Below are 18444 nucleotides of genomic sequence, written 5' to 3' on the forward strand. Positions count from 1 at the left end.
TCATACCAGAAGCGGCGATGAGCACGCTATGCAATGAAACCGGAAGGTACGTACCATCGTCTCCGCAACCCTTACGTCCGACGTACACCCTGCATTCACGCAATACCCAGGTGCCCCTGCATGACTCCGTTGCCGACCGTTCGCATGGATTGCTGGACAGACTACGTTTGCCCTTTCTGTTATTTGCAATTGGATATCCTCGATCGGTTCATCGAGGCCTCTCGCGTGCCGGTTGAGGTCGAATGGCACGCATTTGAACTACGTCCGGATCCCGTTGCGCTCATCGATCCGGAAGGCGACTACATCAAAGGCATCTGGCTCGACGGGGTCTACCCGCTTGCCGCTGAGCGTAACCCAAAGATGAAGCGGCCTCCGTTTGCACCACGTAGCCGTCTTGCCTTTGAAACGGCTTTCTTTAGCCGCACCGTCGGTCGCTTTGATGCCGTGCATCACGCTATTTTCAAGGCCTTTTTCGAAGACGGACGAGACATCGGCAACGTCGATGTTCTGCTTGATATCGCGAGCGAATGTGGGGTCGATCGCAAGGCGCTTTCTGCTTCCGTCACCGAGCAGCGATTCAAGCCGGCTATTGAAGATGACGAGGCCACGGCCGGTCGCCTCGGTGTCACGGGGCTTCCCTTTGTGATGTTGTCGCGCCTCGGTGATGCACCGGGAGCGCAACCTCCACTAGCGGTGCGCGGCGTTGCCCCGATGGAGCACATGACGGCTGCGCTGGACCGGTTGCTTGCCGAAGCCCCGGTCGCTGAGATTCAACCCCTGCTGAAGCGGCGGGCGGGGTCGTGATCGAGCAATCCGCTGCCGACGTTCCTCAACCTCCATTCGTGACCGTTCAGGTGCCCGAGGGTAAGGCTCGTACAGTGGGCGAAAACGACCGGGGCGTGTCGATCTCGCCGTTCTTCGACGTCGCGACGCGCACCATTCACACCTATGTGCTCGACGGTAGCGGGCAGACCTATGCCACGGGGATATTGCGGCGGGTCAAAGGTGGCCTGTCCCCGACACATCTGCAACTCGCAAAGTCGATGTTGTCGATTCGCGATCACGACACCGTCACGCTTGTTGCGTTGGGGCAGGCGTGCGGACTGTCTCCGAGTCATTTCGCGCGGGAGTTCAAGCAATCGACGGGTTTGCCGCCGCATCGGTGGGCGCTCAAAAACAAGATCGTGCAGGCCAAGGACATGCTCCTGCATAGCGGCCATTCGTTGTCGGCCATCGCGTTCGCGTGCGGCTTCGTGGATCAATCGCATTTAGGGCGATGGTTCAAGCGAATCACTGGCATGAGTCCGAAGGCGTGGCAGCGCCGGTACTTGGGTAGCGGCTCCTCGCCGGCTGGCGTCAACACCGGCAGATAGCATCATTGCCGTACCAAACACGACGGAAACCCTGTTCTTTATCGCGTTCTCAACCGATACGATACGCATCGATCCATGCGCATTCGGACGCCGGCCGGGGACACCAGGGCCGTACCGTCCAGGAACTCAATGGCCTGTTTCTGGAAGTCCTCAAAGCATCTTCGCCCTGAGGCACTGCAAACGTTGCGCAGAGGGCAGTCGTGAATTGTTCACATCACAACAAAGTGTCTCTTCTTGCAGGGGTTTGACCATGCACAGAGTGTTATGGGCTGTTGTTGTCGCGCTGACCTTCTCCACGGCATCTTTCGCGGCCAGTACCGCTGACGACGAGCCGCTGAACGCGACGACGCTGAATCTGATTCGATCAAAGTTTGGCGACCTCATGCAGCTCGCTAACCGACACGATTTCAAGGCGCTGCATGAAATGTTCTGGCAGTCCCCCTCGGCGTTACTTGTCGCCAAAAGTGCAAACCCGGCGGAGGGAAATTGGGCCGGCTTCTGGGGCAACGATGCGATCGATCAGAAGCTGCACGACATTGGAACTTCGGGTCCGGTCGTGCTTGAGCCGGACTATTCAAAGCTCAAGGTCGTGGGGTTGACGAAGGACGTGGCGCAATCCTACGCACCGGTCACGATCACGGTGTCCTATGCCGGTCAGGACGGAACGCCTAAGCCATTTCTGATCCTGATCAACTGGATTCGCGTGAGCGAGGACTGGAAGGTCGCATCGGAGATCATTTTGCCCGTGCCGCCGGCGCCTGCCGGAAAGAAGTAACTGCAGCCATTCCATGAGGCTTTGGTCATGACATTCAGCCTAAAGAAAATTGTCCTGGCAGGCGTGCCGTTGGGCGGACTTCACATGACGAGTCCGTCGGCCTCAGCATCGGCATCGGCGTCGACAACGGTCAGCGCCAGTGACCTGCAAGAAATCCGATCGCTCTTCTTGCGACAGGCGGCCGCTGAGACGGCACACGACATCGAGGGAATGGAATCCATCCTGGCGCGTGCGCCTGCAGGGCAACCGGACCCCGTGAATTTCGTGGCACGTGCCTATACGTTTTGGGGCCGCGACGCGGTGCTGGCCCATTTTCGAGGGGTGTTTACGGGCACGTGGCGATTCGAGCCCGACGAGGAAGCGATCCGTGTGATCCCCCTCGGCCCGGATGTCGCACATATTTACGCGCCCACGCGCATTACTGCCGGCGCCGCAGGTTTGCCCGAGTCCGTCTTCCAATTTCTCGTGAACGAAATCGCGATCCGTACACCGGACGGCTGGCGTATTTCGGCGATTTTTCCGGTGCCACGCCAGTAATTCAAGGCTGCACGCCGCGGAAACTCGGAGAGTGCGGCAGGACAACGAGAGAGGCGTCCATGATTCAGCGACTCAACGTCGAATTTGAAGCAGATGGCGGCGTCATGCTTCGGGCCTGGGTGTTCGTCCCGCCAGGGAAAGGAGAACTTCTGCCGGCGATTTCCATGGCGCACGGATACGCAGGCACTCGGGAGCACGGCATCGAGCGCTTTGCGCAGGCCTTCGCCGACGCGGGTTTCATCGTCTTGCTTCACGAGCATCGAGGTTTTGGCGCAAGCGAGGGCGAGCCCAGACAGGACATCGATCCGTGGCGGCAAATCGCCGACTGGCGTCGTGCGTTGTCGTTTCTGGAGTCGTACGAAGGCGTCGATCCGGCACGGTTGGGGCTGTGGGGCACCAGCTATGCAGGCGGACACGCGATCGTGCTCGGTGCGACGGATCGCCGTCTGCGTTGCGTCGTAGCGCAAGTCCCCACCATCAGTGGCTACGAGCAGGGACTACGGCGAATCGCACCTGAATCTGTTGAAGCGCTGGAGCAAGCGTTCGCAAATGACGAACGTGGCCAGGCCCGAGGAGAGCCACCGATGCGGCAGGCGATCGTCAGTGCCGATCCGAATGTGCCTGCTGCGTATCGTGCAGCAGACGCGCTGGACTTTTATCTCCAACCGATCACATCAGGCCTTTGGGACAACACGGTCACCCTGCGTTCCACACGGGCGGCCCGGATGTACGAGCCGGGTGCCTGGATATCTCGAGTCTCGCCAACACCACTGCTCATGGTCGTGGCCTCGCACGACACCATTACCGTGACCGATCTGGCGCTAGGCGCGTATGAGAAGGCGTTACAGCCCAAGCGACTTGTGATGTTTTCGGGCGGGCACTTCGATGGATATACCCGGTACTTCCGGGAATCGAGCAGCGCTGCAGTCGAGTGGTTCCGTGAACAACTTTCATGACTACGGGTGCCGGACATGCCTCATCTTTCTCTCGACATCGCCGATCACGTAGCGACGATTTGCCTTAACAACGGACCGCAGAACCGTCTCGCCGAGCAAATGATCGACGAACTGGAAGATGCGTTGACGACATTGGCCAAAGGCAATGCGCGCGCCGTACTGCTTCGCGCCGATGGGGATGACTTCAGTTTTGGTGGCGATATCGTCCCGTGGGACGGCATGTCCAGCGAGGCGCTCCGGTCCCTGTTCGAGCGCTACATGAACGCATTCAATCGCTTCGAGCGGATGCCGTGTCCTGTTGTCGCGGCGGTGCAGGGATTGTGTTTTGGCGGGGGCCTGGAGCTCGCGCTTCGCGCTGACATCGTGTTCGCGGGCGAATCCGCCCGGTTCGGCCATCCCGAACAGACACTGGGCATTGCCACGATGCTCGGAGGCATCTATCGGGTCGCACAAAGTGCGGGTCGATTCCTTGCGGCTGAATGGGCATTTACGTCGCAGCAGGTGCCAGCAGCAACGATGGAACGATTCGGCTTGGTGAATCGTGTCGTGCCGGACGTGAAGTTGCTCGAGGAAGCCCATGCGTTCGCGGTGAGACTCGCAAGAGGCCCGACGCGTGCGCACGCTGCGCACAAGGCGCTTCTCCGTACATGGGCTTCAGGCGGCGTGGATGCGGCGGACCACGCGATGTTCGACATTGCGATGCCGCTCTTTGAGACGCAAGACGCTAAAGCGGGTCTGACATCGGCCATCAACGCGGCCAAGGCGGGAACGCCTCGGCCTGTCGTCGAGTTCAAGGGGCGCTAGGATCACTGAGTCCTTGTGGGCGACGGCTGCAACCTGTTTGAGTTCTGACACGTGAACGTCACAAACGCTTCGATGAAGGCGGCTGGCGTTAGCAACGCACGCTGATATTTGCCAGCCAACGAAGCAACGCAGCGTGTCAAGTACGTGTGCCTCATACATGCAGGCAAACAAACCAACCAAGAAGGAATTTCGATCGTGACGATGACCCGACGTCAATTCTCGGCCGCACTCATGGCCGGTGCCGCTGTTTCGCTTGTCTCCACTCGTAGCGTGGCAGCCATCGCCGCTCCGGCAAAGGCGCGCAATGTCGTTCTCGTGCATGGGCTTTTTGCTGATGGGTCCTGTTGGTCGGAAGTGATTCCGCGGCTTCAGGCGGCCGGACTCAATGTGACGTCGGTGCAGAACCCTTTAACGACACTTCCTGACGCTGTCGCGTCGGCTCAGCGTGTGCTGGATCGGCAAGATGGTCCGACGGTGCTTGTCGGGCATTCGTTCTCGGGGATGATCGTGACGGAAGCCGGAGTGCATCCGAATGTGTCCGCGCTCGTGTATGTCGCTGCACGCGCGCCGGATGCGGGTGAGGACTACACGGCGTTGGCTAAAACCTATCCGACACCGCCTGCGTCCGCCGGAATCGTCTTTGACGGCGACGAGGGACGTCTCACCGAGGAAGCATTCCTGCGTGACTTCGCCGGCGACATCCCTGAAGCGAAAGCCAAGGTCCTTTATGCCGTACAGGAGCCCTTCCACAAAGCGCTGCTTACCGGCAAGACGACGCAAGCGGCGTGGCGGTCGAAGCCGAGCTTCTATGCGGTATCGACAGAGGACCGGACGATCAATCCCGATCTCGAACGGTTCATGGCGAAGCGCATGGGTGCCAAGACGATCGAGGTGAAGGCGAGCCATCTTGCGCTGATCTCGCATCCTGAGGAGATTTCCGGGCTTATTCTCGAGGCGGCGGGGCAGGGTGGCTGACGATCAGGAATAGCGGCTCCCCTTCGATCGCAAGCGGACCGCTAAAGATTCGTCGCCTGAAAACTCACCTGCCGCCACTTGCCGTCCTGCTGGCGCCAGACCTGGGTCGTCATGATGTACATGTCGAGACGATGGCCTGTCGCGTTCATTTCGATGGTCTGTCGCAACGGGCCCGTTGCGACGGCCACATCGTGATAAACGCGCACGCTGAGCGCCGATCGCGCCGCTTCGATGAACCGTAACTGCGACTGGATCATCTGCAGATAAGCTCGCTTGTCGTCGGCCTTGCCATTCGCATGCACGTGCACGACGTCGTCGGCGACAAGCCGTTCGAGCGTATCGATGTCACCGTCAACCAGTGCCCGGCAACGTTCGTTTTCCAGCGCCACGATTTCGTTTTCAATCGAGGTATCGGTCATGATTCGATCGCTGTAGGTTGACGGGTGTCTTGACTCGCGGTATCGGCAAGCTCATGACGCACGCTGTTCTCGATCGCGCCGATCTTGTCGATCTCGATTCGAATTCGATCACCGGCGTGCAACCACTGTGGCGGCTTATGGCCAATCCCTACTCCGCCGGGCGTGCCGGTCAGGATCACGTCGCCGGGTTCGAGCGTCATGACCTGAGACAGATGCTCGACCTGCTCGTAGCAATTGAAGATCAGCTGCGCCGTGTTGGAATTCTGCCGAAGCTCGTCATTGACGAAACACCGAATTCCCAGGGCATGCGGATCGCCGATCTCGTCGCTGGTCACGATGCATGGCCCAAACGGCGCATGCGTATCGAACGATTTCCCGATCGTGAACTGCGAGGTGCGCAGTTGCCAATCACGCACGCTGACATCGTTGGCCGCGCAATATCCGAAGATGACCTCATGGGCCCGATCGCGAGACACATGCCGGCAGCGCTGACCGATCACGAAGGCGAGTTCGGCTTCGTAGTCGAGTTGCGAGGAGACTCGCGGCAGATCGATCGGATCAAACGGACCGTTTGCCGATGTCGGCATCTTTGCGAACCAAAGCTGATCGGTGGGTTTCGCCATGCCCGACTCGGCCACGTGGTCCGCATAGTTCAGCCCGATCGCGAGGATCTTTCCCGGGCGTGGCACCGGCGCGCTAAGCGTGACTGCATCGAGCGCGTGATCGGCGGCGTGCGTCGACGCAAGCTGCTCGACATCATGCTTCCAAGTCGCCCAGTTCGCGATCAAGCCAATCATGTCGACGGGTGCGGCAGGCAGATGTCGGCCGATATCGATTACGCCACGATCGCCAACAATGCCCGTCCTGGGCGTGCCATCGCCGATACGGTAGGTAATGAGCTTCATGCGATATCTCCCCCGTCAGATCGCAAACGACGACTTGCCCGTGGCGGCCGTTCCAACAGCAGAGAGCTCGGCTTCGGTGGCACCTGCTTGCCAGAGCCGGACCATTTCGTCAGCGTCGAATTCGACGCCGATGGGGTTACTCGCGAATGCATTGGAATGGAAGTAAGCGCCCGGATCATCGCCGTTGTCCGACTGAAGCTCGACGTCATTGCCCTCCGGATCGCGGAAGTACATTGACGTGGTCGGCCCATGATTGATGCACCAATACGGCAAGATGCCGACGAGCTTGAGTCGGGCATACGTCTTGAGCAGATCGCCGAGCGAGTCGTACGAATAGGCGACGTGATGCACGCCCGCACGGTCCTCGCCCTTGGCGGGGATGTCCGGCATGTTGAAGAACGCGAGACGATGATGTTCCTCGTCGAACGTGATGAAGGTCAGTACGTTGTCTTCGAAGACGATATGTGCCTGGAATAGCTTCAGATACCAGTCGACCGTTTCCGCGCGACGGGCGCATCGATAGACCAGATGTGCCATGCGGCTCGGAACGATGCGGCCGGAGAAATCGACCGTGCGAGTCGTGGTCGACGTTAAGGTATCAGGCTGGGTTGCGACGGTCACCATATTGCGTCTCCTATATCCAAGAGTGGTGTGGATCGGCACGGCATCGAGGCAGCGCCGGGTCAAGCAGGTTCAACGTTCGCGTGCGTGTTGAATGGATGGGGCCCGACTAGCACGTCCACGGTGCAGCAGTGGACGTGAACGGGTACCGCTCGCGCGCGAGCGCGTGCTTCTCATCATCGAGCGCAGACAGCGCGGCCAGCACGATATGGAACCGGTCGATCTCAAAGAACCGTCGAAGCGCGGTGCGCGTATCGCTTCGCCCGAAACCGTCCGTCCCCAGCGCGATATACGGAGCCCTCACATACGACGCAATCAGCTGCGCATAAGCGCGCACGTAGTCGGTGGCGGCAACGACGGGCATCTCGCCTTTCAGGCATTGCTCGACATGCGAAGGACCCCGACCACCGGCACCGAAGATCGACTGCCGTTCGACTTCCCGTGCATCACGCGCGAGTTCCGAAAAACTGGTGACGCTCCAGATTTCCGAAGCGATACCCCAGTCGTCGGCGAGCAGTTCGGCCGCTGCGATCACCTCCCGCAAGATCGCGCCCGATCCCAGAAGGCGAATCGCGGGCCGATCGTCTGGCCCCCGTCTTCCGAACAAGCGCATGCCCTTGATCACGTCGTCGTACTGCGACTCGTCGACAGGCGCATGAACGTAGTTCTCGTTGGTCACCGTCAGGTAATAGAACTCATCGCGTTGCTGTTCGAGCATGCGGCGGCTGCCGTGGTCGACAATGACTGCGATCTCGCTGGCGAAGGCGGGGTCGTAAGCGCGGCAATTGGGTACGGTCGATGCGATGAGCTGACTGGTGCCGTCCTGATGCTGGAGACCTTCACCCGACAGGGTGGTACGCCCCGCAGTCGCACCGATCAGAAAGCCGCGTGGACGCTGATCGGCGGCGGCCCAGATGAGATCGCCGACGCGCTGAAAACCGAACATCGAGTAATAGATGTAGAAGGGCAGCATCGCGATGCCGCTGACGCTATACGACGTCGCAGCGGCAACCCACGATGAAATCGCGCCGGCTTCCGTAATGCCTTCCTCAAGGAGCTGCCCGTCGGTCGATTCGCGGTAGTACAGCATCGAGCCCGCATCTTCGGGCTCGTACAGCTGGCCGACGGGCGAATAGATACCGACTTGCCGAAACAGGCTGGCCATGCCAAACGTCCGCGCTTCATCGGCCACGATCGGCACGATCCGCGGCCCCAGCGCTTTGTCCTTCAGAAGATTGCTGAACATACGGACCAGCGCTGTCGTCGTCGAATTCTCACGATCGTCGGGTGTCAGCGCGAATTGCGCATAGTCGGCGATCGGCGGTACGGGCACGGTTTCGGCCCGGGTCGAGCGACGGGGCAGGAAGCCACCGAGCGCGGCGCGCCGCTCGTGGAGATAGCGCGCTTCGACGCTGCCCGGCTCGGGCCGGCAGAACGCCATCGACTCGACCTGTTCGTCGTTGAGTGGCAGCGCGAAGCGGTCGCGAAAGGCTTTGAGCGCGTCGACGTCGAGCTTCTTTTGCTGATGTGCCGTATTGCGCGACTCGCCGGCATGGCCCATACCGTAGCCCTTCTTGGTTTTGGCAAGGATGACAGTGGGTTGACCCTTGCGCGCACGCGCGGCTGCAAACGCCGCGTGCAGCTTGCGGAAATCGTGGCCGCCACGTCGCAGGCCGTCGATCTCCTCAGGCGTCATATGTGACACCAGCGCTTGCAGTTCAGGATCGAGATCGAAGAAGTGCGCTCGGTTATAGGCGCCGTCGTTGGCGCCGAGCGTCTGGTATTGGCCATCGACCGTATTGGCAAAGCGGCGCAGCAGCGTGTGGTGCCGGTCGCGTGCAAAGAGCGGATCCCAGTCGGAGCCCCAGATCACCTTGATCACGTTCCAGCCGGCGCCTGCGAAGATCGACTCCAGCTCTTGAATCACCTGTCCATTGCCGCGTACAGGTCCGTCGAGACGCTGCAAATTGCAATTGATGACGAACGTCACGTTGTCGAGCTTCTCGCGCGCGGCGAGCGACAGAGCGGCAATCGATTCGGGTTCGTCCATCTCGCCGTCGCCGAACACGCCCCAGACATGCCGCTCACGCGTGTCGCCGATCTTCCGGTTGTCGAGGTAGCGAAGGAACCGCGCCTGATAGATCGAACTGATGGGGCCGATGCCCATCGATCCGGTGGGAAACTGCCAGAAGTCAGGCATCAGCCACGGGTGCGGATACGAGCACAATCCGTTGCCGTCGACCTCCTGCCGATAGCGTTCAAGTTGCGTCTGCTCGAGACGTCCCTCCAGAAACGCACGTGCATAGACGCCTGGGGCCGAATGGGGCTGGAAATAAACGAGATCGCCCTTGGAAGTTTGGTTGTCCGCGCGGAAAAAGTGGTTAAAGCCGATCTCGAAGATTTCCGCGGCCGACGCATAGCTCGCAATGTGTCCACCGAGTTCTCCATAGGCCTTGTTCGCTCGCGCAACCATGGCAAGCGCGTTCCACCGGATAAAGGATGTGATCCGTTCTTCGAGCGCAAGATTGCCAGGGTACGGAACCTGCGCTTCGACCGGAATCGTGTTCTGGTACAGCGAGTACGGATGCTCGGCTGGCGACAGGCCGAGATGACGTGCGTGTTCGGCAAGGCGTTGAAGCAGGAACGTCACGCGATCAAGGCCTGCAAAGTGCGCGACGCCCTCAAGCGCATCGAGCCACTCGCTGGTTTCTTGTTTGTCGGCATCGTGCGTGTTGTGCACATCGAGTGCGCCGGCAAGCACGTCATGCGATTCAGACTTCATATCGGATTGCTCAGTTCGAAGTGTTCAAAGCGTTCGAAATGCTCGAAACGGTTGAGTTGTCCGGCTGTCGAGCTCGGCGTACCGGGGCGGCGCGATCATCGAAACCCGACGTCACCACCCCTCGACGCACCCGTTTGCCGTGATCATCGGTCGGTGCGCGTGCACCTGCTGGTATTGGCCGCTATAGAAGATCAGCGGTTGTCGCGACGGTCCGTACCGGATGTATTCGATCTCGCCGAGATAAAGCAGATGGTCGCCTGCGCGGTGTATGTCGACGGCCCGTGCAACGAGTTGCACAAGGCTGTTGTCGAGCAATGGCGCACCGCGCGCTTCGACAAACGGAATGTCGAGGTCGGCGTTGGGACGTCCGCCGAAATGCATGCTTAGTGCACGCTGATCTTCCGCGAGCACGTTGATGCCGTAGCGCGTGCCTTTGTGCACCGCATTGTTGAAGCGGGATACCGCACGCACGGACACGAGCACCAGTGCGGGATCGAGCGACACCGACATAAATGCGTTTGCGGTCATGCCCGTGGGCTGATCCTCGAACGCATAGGTAATGACGGTCACACCTGTGGCAAACAGGCCCATGGCGTTGCGCAGGACCTTGGGGTCCCACGTCATCGCATCGCACTCGGCGTCGTGTGTCGGGCAGACGGAACTCATGGCTACACCAGCGGCGTCACGTTGTTTTCAACGTTCAGCAGAGCCTTTCCGTAGAGTTCGATCCCGATGGCAGGCAGGCCCACTGCGTGACGCGCGGCCGTGTTCGAATCACGCCACCAGCGTTGCATCGGACTCGACTCCGCGAAGCTTCCCGCACCATGGGCCGAGAGCAGGGTATTGATCGCATCGGTGACGTGTGAAGTGATGACGCCGGTGTCGGCGCGCACGCGTGCACGCGTCGTGTAGTCGAGTTGTTCTCCCAGACGCGCTGCATTGTCGATCTCGTCCGCGGCGCGAAACGCGCGCAGATGTGCTGTGTCGATCTTGATTGCGGCATCGGCGATCTGCGTCTGAAACACGGTCGAGTCGCACTGCTTTTCGAATGAGGTATAGGTGATCGCACGCACCGGAGCCTTGTCGATCACGTATTTGAGTGCCGCGCGGCCCATGCCAAGCTGTGGCCCGGTCAGAATGAGCGCCGCGAACGGAATGAACGCCGCACGATAGGCCGCCTCGTCCTTGAATTCCGTCGGGTAGTTGCCGGCGATCGCCCCTTGCATGTCGAGCAGACGATGTTCGGGAACGAAGACCTCGTTACCGACAATGCAGTTGCTGCCCGATGCACGCATGCCTGCCGTGTACCACGTGTCTTCGATCGATACGTCGCTCATCGGTACCAGCGCGAGATACTGATGCTTGAATGCGCCGTTTTCGTCGTGCTCGATCACGCCCACCAGCGCCCAATCGGCATGGAGCGAGCCCGAGGAGAAATACCATTTGCCCGAGATAATCAGCCCACCGTCGACCCGGCGAGATTGCGTCGATGGCGTGAAGACACCCGATACGCGGGCCTTCGGATTCGCACCCCACACGTCCTCCTGAGCTTGCTTCGAATAGAGGCCAGTGAACCATGCACACACGTTGATCAGTGCGACAACCCATGCCGTGCCACCGCATGCCTCACCTAACGCGGCTGAGACTTCCAGGTGTGAGCGTAGCGAACCTTCAAAGCCGCCGAAGCGCTTGGGCACCATGAGCTGGAAGAGTCCGGCTTCATCGATGGCCTGGATGCTTTCCTCGTGGGCGCGGCGATTACGGTCTGATTCAGCGGCATGTCGGGCGAGCAGGGGCTGCAGCGCCTCGGCACGCTTGACCAGTTCGCGGGCCGTCGGGCCCTGCGTGTTCGCGGCTTGTCCAAGCCAGTCACTCGTCGCGATGTCGTCGCGGATTTCGATGTCGTCTACTTTCATCATGTTCACGTTAGGGTTCCTCAATAAAACATGCTGCGGCAGGGCAGGCAAAAGGGGGGCAGCCTCGGCGCTCGGAAGCGTCGTGGGTGTCAACAGATACGAAACCTGGGGTGTGCGGGCGCAGTGGCCCGCATCGTCATGGAGCGCCGCTTTGCGACGGAAGGAAGCGTGGGTTCATGCCTTGTCTCCGTTGTATGAATGACACTGGTGTCATTGCTATGTATGGGCTCAATATAGGAACCTGCAGGCGGTGGTGCAAGGATATTTGGCTATCCATAGGGTTTGCTATAGGATGGCTTTGTCACTCTGACAATCAGTCACAAAATGATGGGAATGCAACCGTTTGCGTGAGCAAGGGAGACATCGGATGGACCATCGGATCAAGGTCGCAGAGAAGAAGCGCGTGATCATGCGCGCGAAGCTGATCGACGCGGCGACGCGAGTTTTTGCGGAGCGTTCGGGACCGCCCCCTGTGATCGATGACGTGATCCGCGAAGCCAAAGTCTCTCGCGGCACGTTCTACAACTACTTCGATTCGCTAGACGAAGTGCTCGCGATCATCGGGCAGGAACTCAGCAATCAAATGACGACGGACATCCTGCCCGCGTACGACGTGCTCAATGAACCGTGGGAGCGAGCGTGCGTTGGCTTTCGGGTGTTCCTGATTCGTGCATTGCTTGATCGCAAGTGGGCGGGGTTCGTGACGCGTCCGGATGCGTGGCCGCATCACGCGCTTGTTGCGCGTTATATGGCCGCCGATCTCGACAGGGGCAAACAGATCGGCCAGTTTCACTTCGACACCGTCGATGCGACGAGCGATTTTCTGATGGGCGCGTCGATGCAGGCGATCGAACTCATCTGCAAAGGGATGGACGATCCGAATACGTATATGGACATTTACACGCGCCTCGCGATGACGGTGCTGGGCTGCGACAAGATCATCGTCGAAAAGGCGGTCGTGTTTTCGCTCGACTATCTGCAGCGCTGGGCGTCAGGAGAGCTTGGCATCAGCAAGCCTGTCTGGGCGTTCAATATGAATTCGAAGGAAGGACGCGCGTTTCTCGAGCACCGCATTCCGGGCAAGGCACGTTGATGTGCCTTTGCATGGATGCGATGCGTGTGTCGGATATGACTGAGCGGGGTATGCATGAACCCCGATCACAGGCAGTCTGAACGTACGCGCGGCTAAGCCGCGTTAAGCCAAAGATTGACCTCGGCCTTCATTGATTTCTCGAGGTCGCTACCGCGTGTGGCAAAAACACGTTTGACGGGAAATCCGCTCTTCTCAAGCAAGTAGGCGAGCGCCGCATATTCCGCCGGGTATTTGGCGACGATGCTTCGATCGACTTCGACAAGGCCTAGCGGAAAGGTGAACGAGCCCATGTCGTAGACGCTCTGGCGTTTGACGAGCTTCCACACGCCGTTGCGTTTCTCCGCGGTATCGATAAAGCGATTGTGCGTTTCGCATCCCAGGCCGAGTTCGAGGTTCTGCCCGACGATGACTGCATTGGTCTCGACAAACGCGCGGTCGCCGTTGAAGGTCACAACGGGAGTGCCGATCAGATGTTTCGTTTTGATCCTGGAGGCACCCATCCTGATCGAGCCTTCGACGAAGTCCGAAAACAGGCCTTCAAACCACGTCACTTCGATGACCCCATCCGAATGGAACAGTTCTCGAAGCCGAGTCCATTCGCCGAGATCACGGTGAATCCAACCGCTGATCAGTTGTGAAATCTGAAAGGTGTCTTCGATCCGAAGGGACATGCAGAACTCCTTGAAAGGTGCGATGGAAAGCGGTGGGAGGCCACGTCATTTGGTGACGAAGAGCATGCGGGATACGCTGCGATGCGACGAGAGCGATCGCGTGCCCACAACGTGGCTCCGATATATGAGCTGACGCGGTAGTCAGTCTTTCGGCTGCGCTCAATATAGAAACCGGTCCATGCCCACGCAAGGACATTTGATGACCTATAGGGTTTGCTATAGGGCGGCGCTGTCAGTGTGACGAAATGTCTAAAAGAATGTGGGACCGAGGACGTCGGGTTGTCGCTCTTCGCTCGATTACCCTGCGGCTACGACGATGTGCGCTTGTAATTTGCCGACCACTGATCCGTCGCCATGGCGAAGCGCAATCGCGTCGGTCGCCCGATCGATGGCCTGCTGAAGCAGGCTGGAATCCCGCGCCTCGATTTCACCGCGCAACGGTGTCCCAAGGCAGTACGCCGTGGCAGCGTCCCGGGCTGATGCTGCATAACTCGTCTTTGCGCGAGTCTCTATTTCGATGTTGGCGAAACCGGCTTGGCTCAGTTCCGTTCTGATCAATTCAACGTTGTGATATCCGTGCGGCGTGCGAGGGAGGAAGTCAGGAGGATCATCTGGAAACAAGGTGGCGACCGCACGAGTCACGTCGTCGGCAAAAGCGTTGTCTTCGATGCGATCCCAGACGTTGAATATGAAGCGTCCTGACGGCTTCAGCGTGCGACGCGCCTCGGCGTAGCCGGCTACCCGATCGGGAAAGAACATCGCGCCGAACTGGCAGCAGACAACGTCGAATGTGGCGTCTTCGAACGGCAGATTGAGCGCGTCTGCCTGCTTCCACGTTATACGGCCGTCGGACCCTTGTCTGGCGGCAGCGAAGTCGAGCATGGGTTGACTCAGATCGGTCACGACGTAGCGCGCATCAGCGCAGAGTCTCGGCGCGAGGGCTCGGGTCAGAACTCCACTTCCCGCCGCCGTTTCGAGCACCGTGCCAGGTGACGTGCTCGCTACGAGTTCCGCCAGATCGGTGGCATAGACCTCGAAGATCAACGGGACCATCAACGAGTCGTAGAACTTGGGGATCGAGCCCGCAAACAGTTTTTCGTGTTCGGTCATGATGCCCTCTTGTAAGGCTTTGACGCTGCGTTCGTTTTTTTTATTCTAGAGCGCTTGGCAGTCATCGCATGGACCAGCAGCGAATGCATGAGAACGCAAAACACCGCGTTGGAGTGCCGGCTCTCGCGAGTCGACGTTCACAAACGGACGAAACCGAGTATCAATGGTGTGGTCAGTCCGACGATTACTATGCTGCTATCGGCCGGTCGGTACAAGCGCTCGAATTGTGGGCGCGTTGCCATAGGCCATTCTGGATCGTCACAGGGAATGAACGAGTTAACCCATATTGTCTCGACTCGCCGCTGCTTGCTCAGAAATGCAACGCCATCCGACTACGAAGCATTGGCTACCGCTATAGGCACGTCGGAGTTTCCCAGCGAACTTCCGCTCGCCGGCTTGCATCGGCAAGGCCGATTGAAAGCATGGCTGAGTTCTATGATTGAGACGTCGGCACGTGGCAGAGCTTGTTTGCTTTCGGTCGACCTTCGAACTGGTGAGAAGTGCGTCGGCCAGGTGTCTCTCGTCCAGAAAGGCGAGTCCGGGAGCTGGAATTTGGCGTTCTGGCTGCACCCTTCCCATTGGGGCGGCGGCTTGGCACTGGAAAGTGCAAGAGCAGCTGTCCAGCATGCATTCACTGCTATGACCGTCGAAGAAGTCTGGGCTGGAGCAGCCCCCTGGAATCTCCGAAGCATAAAGACGCTGCTCGAACTGGGACTGAAGCCCATTGAAGATGGCGAAGTGTCAGCGGACCAATCTGAGTCTGAAAAGGCATTTCGAGCCTTTTCGCTTTTGCGTGATCACTGGGTGCACAGCCAGCGTGAGAGATAGGCAAACAGGCTAGGTCTGCGCGCCGGTGACGTACAGATGAACGAAACAATACCCGGCAATCGCACGGCATTTGAGTATGTAGTCGATCATCGTTGAAAGACAATATGGGCTATCGCGCGTATCAAGCTATCAACGATTGCGAGTTCGGCCTCAGAAATATCTGGGCGACAGTTGGCTCGCAAGGTCCGCAGCGCGTCGTGCCGATTACCCCAATCATCGGTCAGGCCATTTGCGAGCGGCCAGGCGCGAAGCAGATCACGCAGTGGTCTGACGGCACGACGTTCACACCAGCCATCAAACAGTTCCAAGCAACCTGCATTTATTTCATCGGGAGACATGGGTTCTTCTTGTCGATGTGGCGATTTAAGTTTCACAATACCTGGCCGTTATTCGTACCGAGACACTAGCACTTTAAATTCAACCCAAGAAATGGTGCGCGAATGCGGGCCTTAAAAAACGTACTCACTATCATCGCGACGCTCGGTGTTGCCGGATGTGCTGCTCCCATCGCGCATGAGGCAGACCTGCAGCGAGGTATACCCACTCCTGTGCGCGCGCTGCTTGTCGTCGTTGACGACAGATTGCTCGGCCAAGCCAGGTATTTCAGCGACGGCCGGGAGTTCACACGTGCGCTTGGAACCGCCTTGCGGGATGACGCCGGAACCGACATTCCCGTCACCTGGTTACCGATCAACAACGCCCTTGAAGCCCGTCAGTTGCCGGGCGCGTTATTGTCATCGCACGCGACACAGATGATGACGGTCACGGCCGTTCGCGTGCATACAAACAACCGAGGCGAAGCGAACGCGATCTGGCGATTGACGGTCGCCGATGTACATGCGATACCGATTCCGGATCCCAACGATCCTTTGAAACACGGCACTCGCGTAACAGAACACCTCTTTTATCGCACGACGGTCGAAGCACCCATTCATCAGAACGTCCTTGATTCGATGACCGACGGTATGGATAAGAACGCGCAAGAGATGGCCGCGGCGATCAATGATCGATTGCAACAAGATCATGTACTGACGCCCGACCACTCGCCGGCGCCGGATGATGCGGTGGCCGCGCCGACGACTCCGACGCATCGTGCCCCGCTGCCGGGAACCGAGTCACTTTAATTTCCAGTGTGCCGGCGGGTTGGGCAGTATGTCGTCGAACCTGTATGGGTGACGGGATGCATCGTCGTTTCGGTGCGTTCAACGTCAGGCGAAGAACAGTCTTTCGAGTCGTTGTTACACAGGATCGTGTCGAGTATCGACCCGTATTCAAATTCAGCTTCGGTGGCTGTGTACAACAGAGAAACGCTAATTTCAGACGAATTAGGGTCCCCCGCCCCGCGTCGTGTACGATTGCTTCCTGTGAAGTGAATGAATTTCAAGCATGGCAGGCGTCCAATAAAGCGAAGTCACAGGCCTGCGATTATCGATATGGGGTATCAATTGCAGAGCGGTGATCAAGTTTTCACGCTACCGCGGGGGCGAGTAGCGAGTTGGCTGGCCGAACCGGGCAAGGAAACGCCTCACGAAATCCGTGTGTCGCTTGTCGGTACGCTCTTCGGCACGCTGCCCATTTTCTTTGGCGGGGTGTTCAACACCGTTGCCGTCGCGTGGGTGCTCGAGCTTCGGCATCCGACCGCCTGGTTCCAATTCTGGCTGGCGGCGGAGATCGCCGTTTGTCTGATCCGGTTTGGCGTGCTCGTCATAGCGCGCAAGAACGCGCAAGAGGGTAAAGCCACGCCGACGGATCTGTATCTGTGGCTGGCACCGCTCTGGGGAGCCACCGTCGGCTACGGCGCGTTTGTCTGCGCGCTCAGCGGAGACTGGGTTGCAACGACACTGTCGTTTCTCTCAGCGGCTGCGATGGTCGGCGGTATCTGTTTCAGAAACTTTGCTGCGCCTCGGCTGGTAGCCGTGATGATTTTCCTTTCGCTGGGACCTTGCTGCCTTGGCGCACTGGTGTCGGAGCAAAAAGTGCTGCTCCTGACCCTTCTTCAGATTCCGTTCTATCTGTTCGCCATGAGCGTCGCTGCGCGGCGTTTGAATTCGTTGTTGATCGCGACGATGATCGCCGAGCGCGAGAACAGCCATCGCGCTCGCCACGACATGCTGACGGGCGTGCTCAATCGCGCCGGGCTTTTCCATGCCGCGATGTCGGGCAGTGGCAGTCGCATTCAGCCTGGCATGACGCTGATGTACCTCGACCTCGATGGCTTCAAGGTCGTCAACGATGTACATGGACACGAGGCGGGCGACACCTTGCTGACGCAAGTGGCCAATCGATTGCGCTCGATTGTGAGCACTGAAGGTCTGATCGCCCGGATGGGCGGCGACGAGTTCGTCGTCATCGATGATTTCAGCGACTACGCTGGGCCCGATGAGCTGGAGAAAGTCGTTACGCGACTGATCGAGGACCCTTTCTGGTCAAGCACCGGCGCCTCGATGCATGTGGGGGTGAGCGTGGGCATTACGCGCGTCACCGGCGACGAAGCCAATATCGATGCCTTGCTCCGCATGGCGGACGCGTCGATGTATGCGATCAAGCGCCGCCGGACGCAGCGCTCGAACGAGACGTCGCTGAGCTTGAACCCGTCGGCCTGATGTTGAATTCCTGATCAGACTGCTCGACGTGCCTGCGCACCAGGCGATGATCGCCCAATGAAATAAAATGGCGTTA

At 59.2% G+C, this 18444-nt stretch carries 20 protein-coding genes; 12 read left to right on the plus strand and 8 right to left on the minus strand.

Going from position 1 to position 18444, the window contains the following annotated elements:
* Positions 1-120: 120 nt before the first annotated feature.
* The 7 genes from ACMFWR_RS27525 to ACMFWR_RS27555 all read left to right on the plus strand — a co-directional run bounded on the left by ACMFWR_RS27525 (position 121) and on the right by ACMFWR_RS27555 (position 5420).
* Positions 121-804, plus strand: coding sequence for a DsbA family protein (locus tag ACMFWR_RS27525; protein ID WP_413195545.1), 684 nt, complete (start codon positions 121-123; stop codon positions 802-804).
* Positions 801-1373 (plus strand): helix-turn-helix domain-containing protein, encoded by a 573-nt coding sequence (locus ACMFWR_RS27530; protein WP_413195546.1) that lies wholly within the window; start codon positions 801-803, stop codon positions 1371-1373. The genes ACMFWR_RS27525 and ACMFWR_RS27530 overlap by 4 nt, the downstream gene beginning before the upstream one ends.
* Positions 1374-1578: 205 nt before the next feature.
* The gene (locus tag ACMFWR_RS27535; protein ID WP_413195547.1) at positions 1579-2148 is read left to right on the plus strand and encodes a hypothetical protein; all 570 of its coding nucleotides are present in this window, start codon (positions 1579-1581) and stop codon (positions 2146-2148) included.
* A gap of 210 nt (positions 2149-2358) precedes the next feature.
* Positions 2359-2685, plus strand: coding sequence for a nuclear transport factor 2 family protein (locus ACMFWR_RS27540; RefSeq protein WP_413195548.1), 327 nt, complete (start codon positions 2359-2361; stop codon positions 2683-2685).
* Between the two features lie 59 nt (positions 2686-2744).
* Positions 2745-3641, plus strand: a complete 897-nt coding sequence (locus tag ACMFWR_RS27545) for an alpha/beta hydrolase (protein ID WP_413195549.1) — start codon at positions 2745-2747, stop codon at positions 3639-3641.
* Positions 3642-3656: 15 nt separating this feature from the next.
* Positions 3657-4445, plus strand: coding sequence for an enoyl-CoA hydratase/isomerase family protein (locus tag ACMFWR_RS27550; RefSeq protein WP_413195550.1), 789 nt, complete (start codon positions 3657-3659; stop codon positions 4443-4445).
* Positions 4446-4640: 195 nt separating this feature from the next.
* Positions 4641-5420: an alpha/beta fold hydrolase gene (locus ACMFWR_RS27555; protein WP_413195551.1), complete on the plus strand. Its 780-nt coding sequence runs from the start codon at positions 4641-4643 to the stop codon at positions 5418-5420.
* A 41-nt stretch (positions 5421-5461) separates the two neighbouring features.
* Here ACMFWR_RS27555 and ACMFWR_RS27560 read toward each other — a convergent pair whose 3' ends face one another.
* The 6 genes from ACMFWR_RS27560 to ACMFWR_RS27585 all read right to left on the minus strand — a co-directional run bounded on the left by ACMFWR_RS27560 (position 5462) and on the right by ACMFWR_RS27585 (position 12066).
* Positions 5462-5839: a nuclear transport factor 2 family protein gene (locus tag ACMFWR_RS27560; RefSeq protein ID WP_413195552.1), complete on the minus strand. Its 378-nt coding sequence runs from the start codon at positions 5837-5839 to the stop codon at positions 5462-5464.
* Positions 5836-6744 (minus strand): fumarylacetoacetate hydrolase family protein, encoded by a 909-nt coding sequence (locus tag ACMFWR_RS27565; RefSeq protein WP_413195553.1) that lies wholly within the window; start codon positions 6742-6744, stop codon positions 5836-5838. Before ACMFWR_RS27565 ends, ACMFWR_RS27560 begins: the two co-directional genes overlap by 4 nt.
* Positions 6745-6759: 15 nt before the next feature.
* Positions 6760-7368, minus strand: a complete 609-nt coding sequence (locus ACMFWR_RS27570) for a VOC family protein (protein WP_413195554.1) — start codon at positions 7366-7368, stop codon at positions 6760-6762.
* Between the two features lie 106 nt (positions 7369-7474).
* Positions 7475-10147 (minus strand): alpha-ketoglutarate dehydrogenase, encoded by a 2673-nt coding sequence (gene mdeB, locus ACMFWR_RS27575; protein WP_413195555.1) that lies wholly within the window; start codon positions 10145-10147, stop codon positions 7475-7477.
* A gap of 111 nt (positions 10148-10258) precedes the next feature.
* Positions 10259-10813, minus strand: coding sequence for a flavin reductase family protein (locus ACMFWR_RS27580; RefSeq protein WP_413195556.1), 555 nt, complete (start codon positions 10811-10813; stop codon positions 10259-10261).
* Between the two features lie 2 nt (positions 10814-10815).
* Entirely contained in the window at positions 10816-12066 is a 1251-nt protein-coding gene (locus tag ACMFWR_RS27585; RefSeq protein ID WP_413195557.1) for an acyl-CoA dehydrogenase family protein, read from the minus strand.
* 364 nt (positions 12067-12430) lie between these two features.
* Between ACMFWR_RS27585 and ACMFWR_RS27590 the strand changes: the two genes are divergently transcribed.
* Entirely contained in the window at positions 12431-13156 is a 726-nt protein-coding gene (locus tag ACMFWR_RS27590) for a TetR/AcrR family transcriptional regulator (RefSeq protein ID WP_413195558.1), read from the plus strand.
* A gap of 92 nt (positions 13157-13248) precedes the next feature.
* Here the strand turns inward: ACMFWR_RS27590 and ACMFWR_RS27595 are convergent, their stop codons facing one another.
* A complete protein-coding gene (locus ACMFWR_RS27595; protein WP_413195559.1) occupies positions 13249-13827 on the minus strand; it encodes a nuclear transport factor 2 family protein in 579 nt (192 codons plus the stop codon).
* Positions 13828-14124: 297 nt separating this feature from the next.
* Positions 14125-14937: a class I SAM-dependent methyltransferase gene (locus tag ACMFWR_RS27600; RefSeq protein WP_413195560.1), complete on the minus strand. Its 813-nt coding sequence runs from the start codon at positions 14935-14937 to the stop codon at positions 14125-14127.
* A 267-nt stretch (positions 14938-15204) separates the two neighbouring features.
* Between ACMFWR_RS27600 and ACMFWR_RS27605 the strand changes: the two genes are divergently transcribed.
* The 4 genes from ACMFWR_RS27605 to ACMFWR_RS27620 all read left to right on the plus strand — a co-directional run bounded on the left by ACMFWR_RS27605 (position 15205) and on the right by ACMFWR_RS27620 (position 18368).
* Positions 15205-15765 (plus strand): GNAT family N-acetyltransferase, encoded by a 561-nt coding sequence (locus ACMFWR_RS27605; protein WP_413195561.1) that lies wholly within the window; start codon positions 15205-15207, stop codon positions 15763-15765.
* 92 nt (positions 15766-15857) lie between these two features.
* Positions 15858-16172: a hypothetical protein gene (locus tag ACMFWR_RS27610; RefSeq protein WP_413195562.1), complete on the plus strand. Its 315-nt coding sequence runs from the start codon at positions 15858-15860 to the stop codon at positions 16170-16172.
* Positions 16173-16205: 33 nt separating this feature from the next.
* On the plus strand, positions 16206-16889 hold the full coding sequence (locus ACMFWR_RS27615) for a hypothetical protein (protein ID WP_413195563.1): 684 nt from the start codon (positions 16206-16208) through the stop codon (positions 16887-16889).
* 321 nt (positions 16890-17210) lie between these two features.
* Positions 17211-18368, plus strand: coding sequence for a diguanylate cyclase domain-containing protein (locus ACMFWR_RS27620; RefSeq protein WP_413197366.1), 1158 nt, complete (start codon positions 17211-17213; stop codon positions 18366-18368).
* The last annotated feature ends 76 nt before the right edge of the window (positions 18369-18444 follow it).

This window comes from Pararobbsia alpina (genome assembly GCF_965118125.1).
GTDB lineage: Bacteria > Pseudomonadota > Gammaproteobacteria > Burkholderiales > Burkholderiaceae > Pararobbsia > Pararobbsia alpina_A.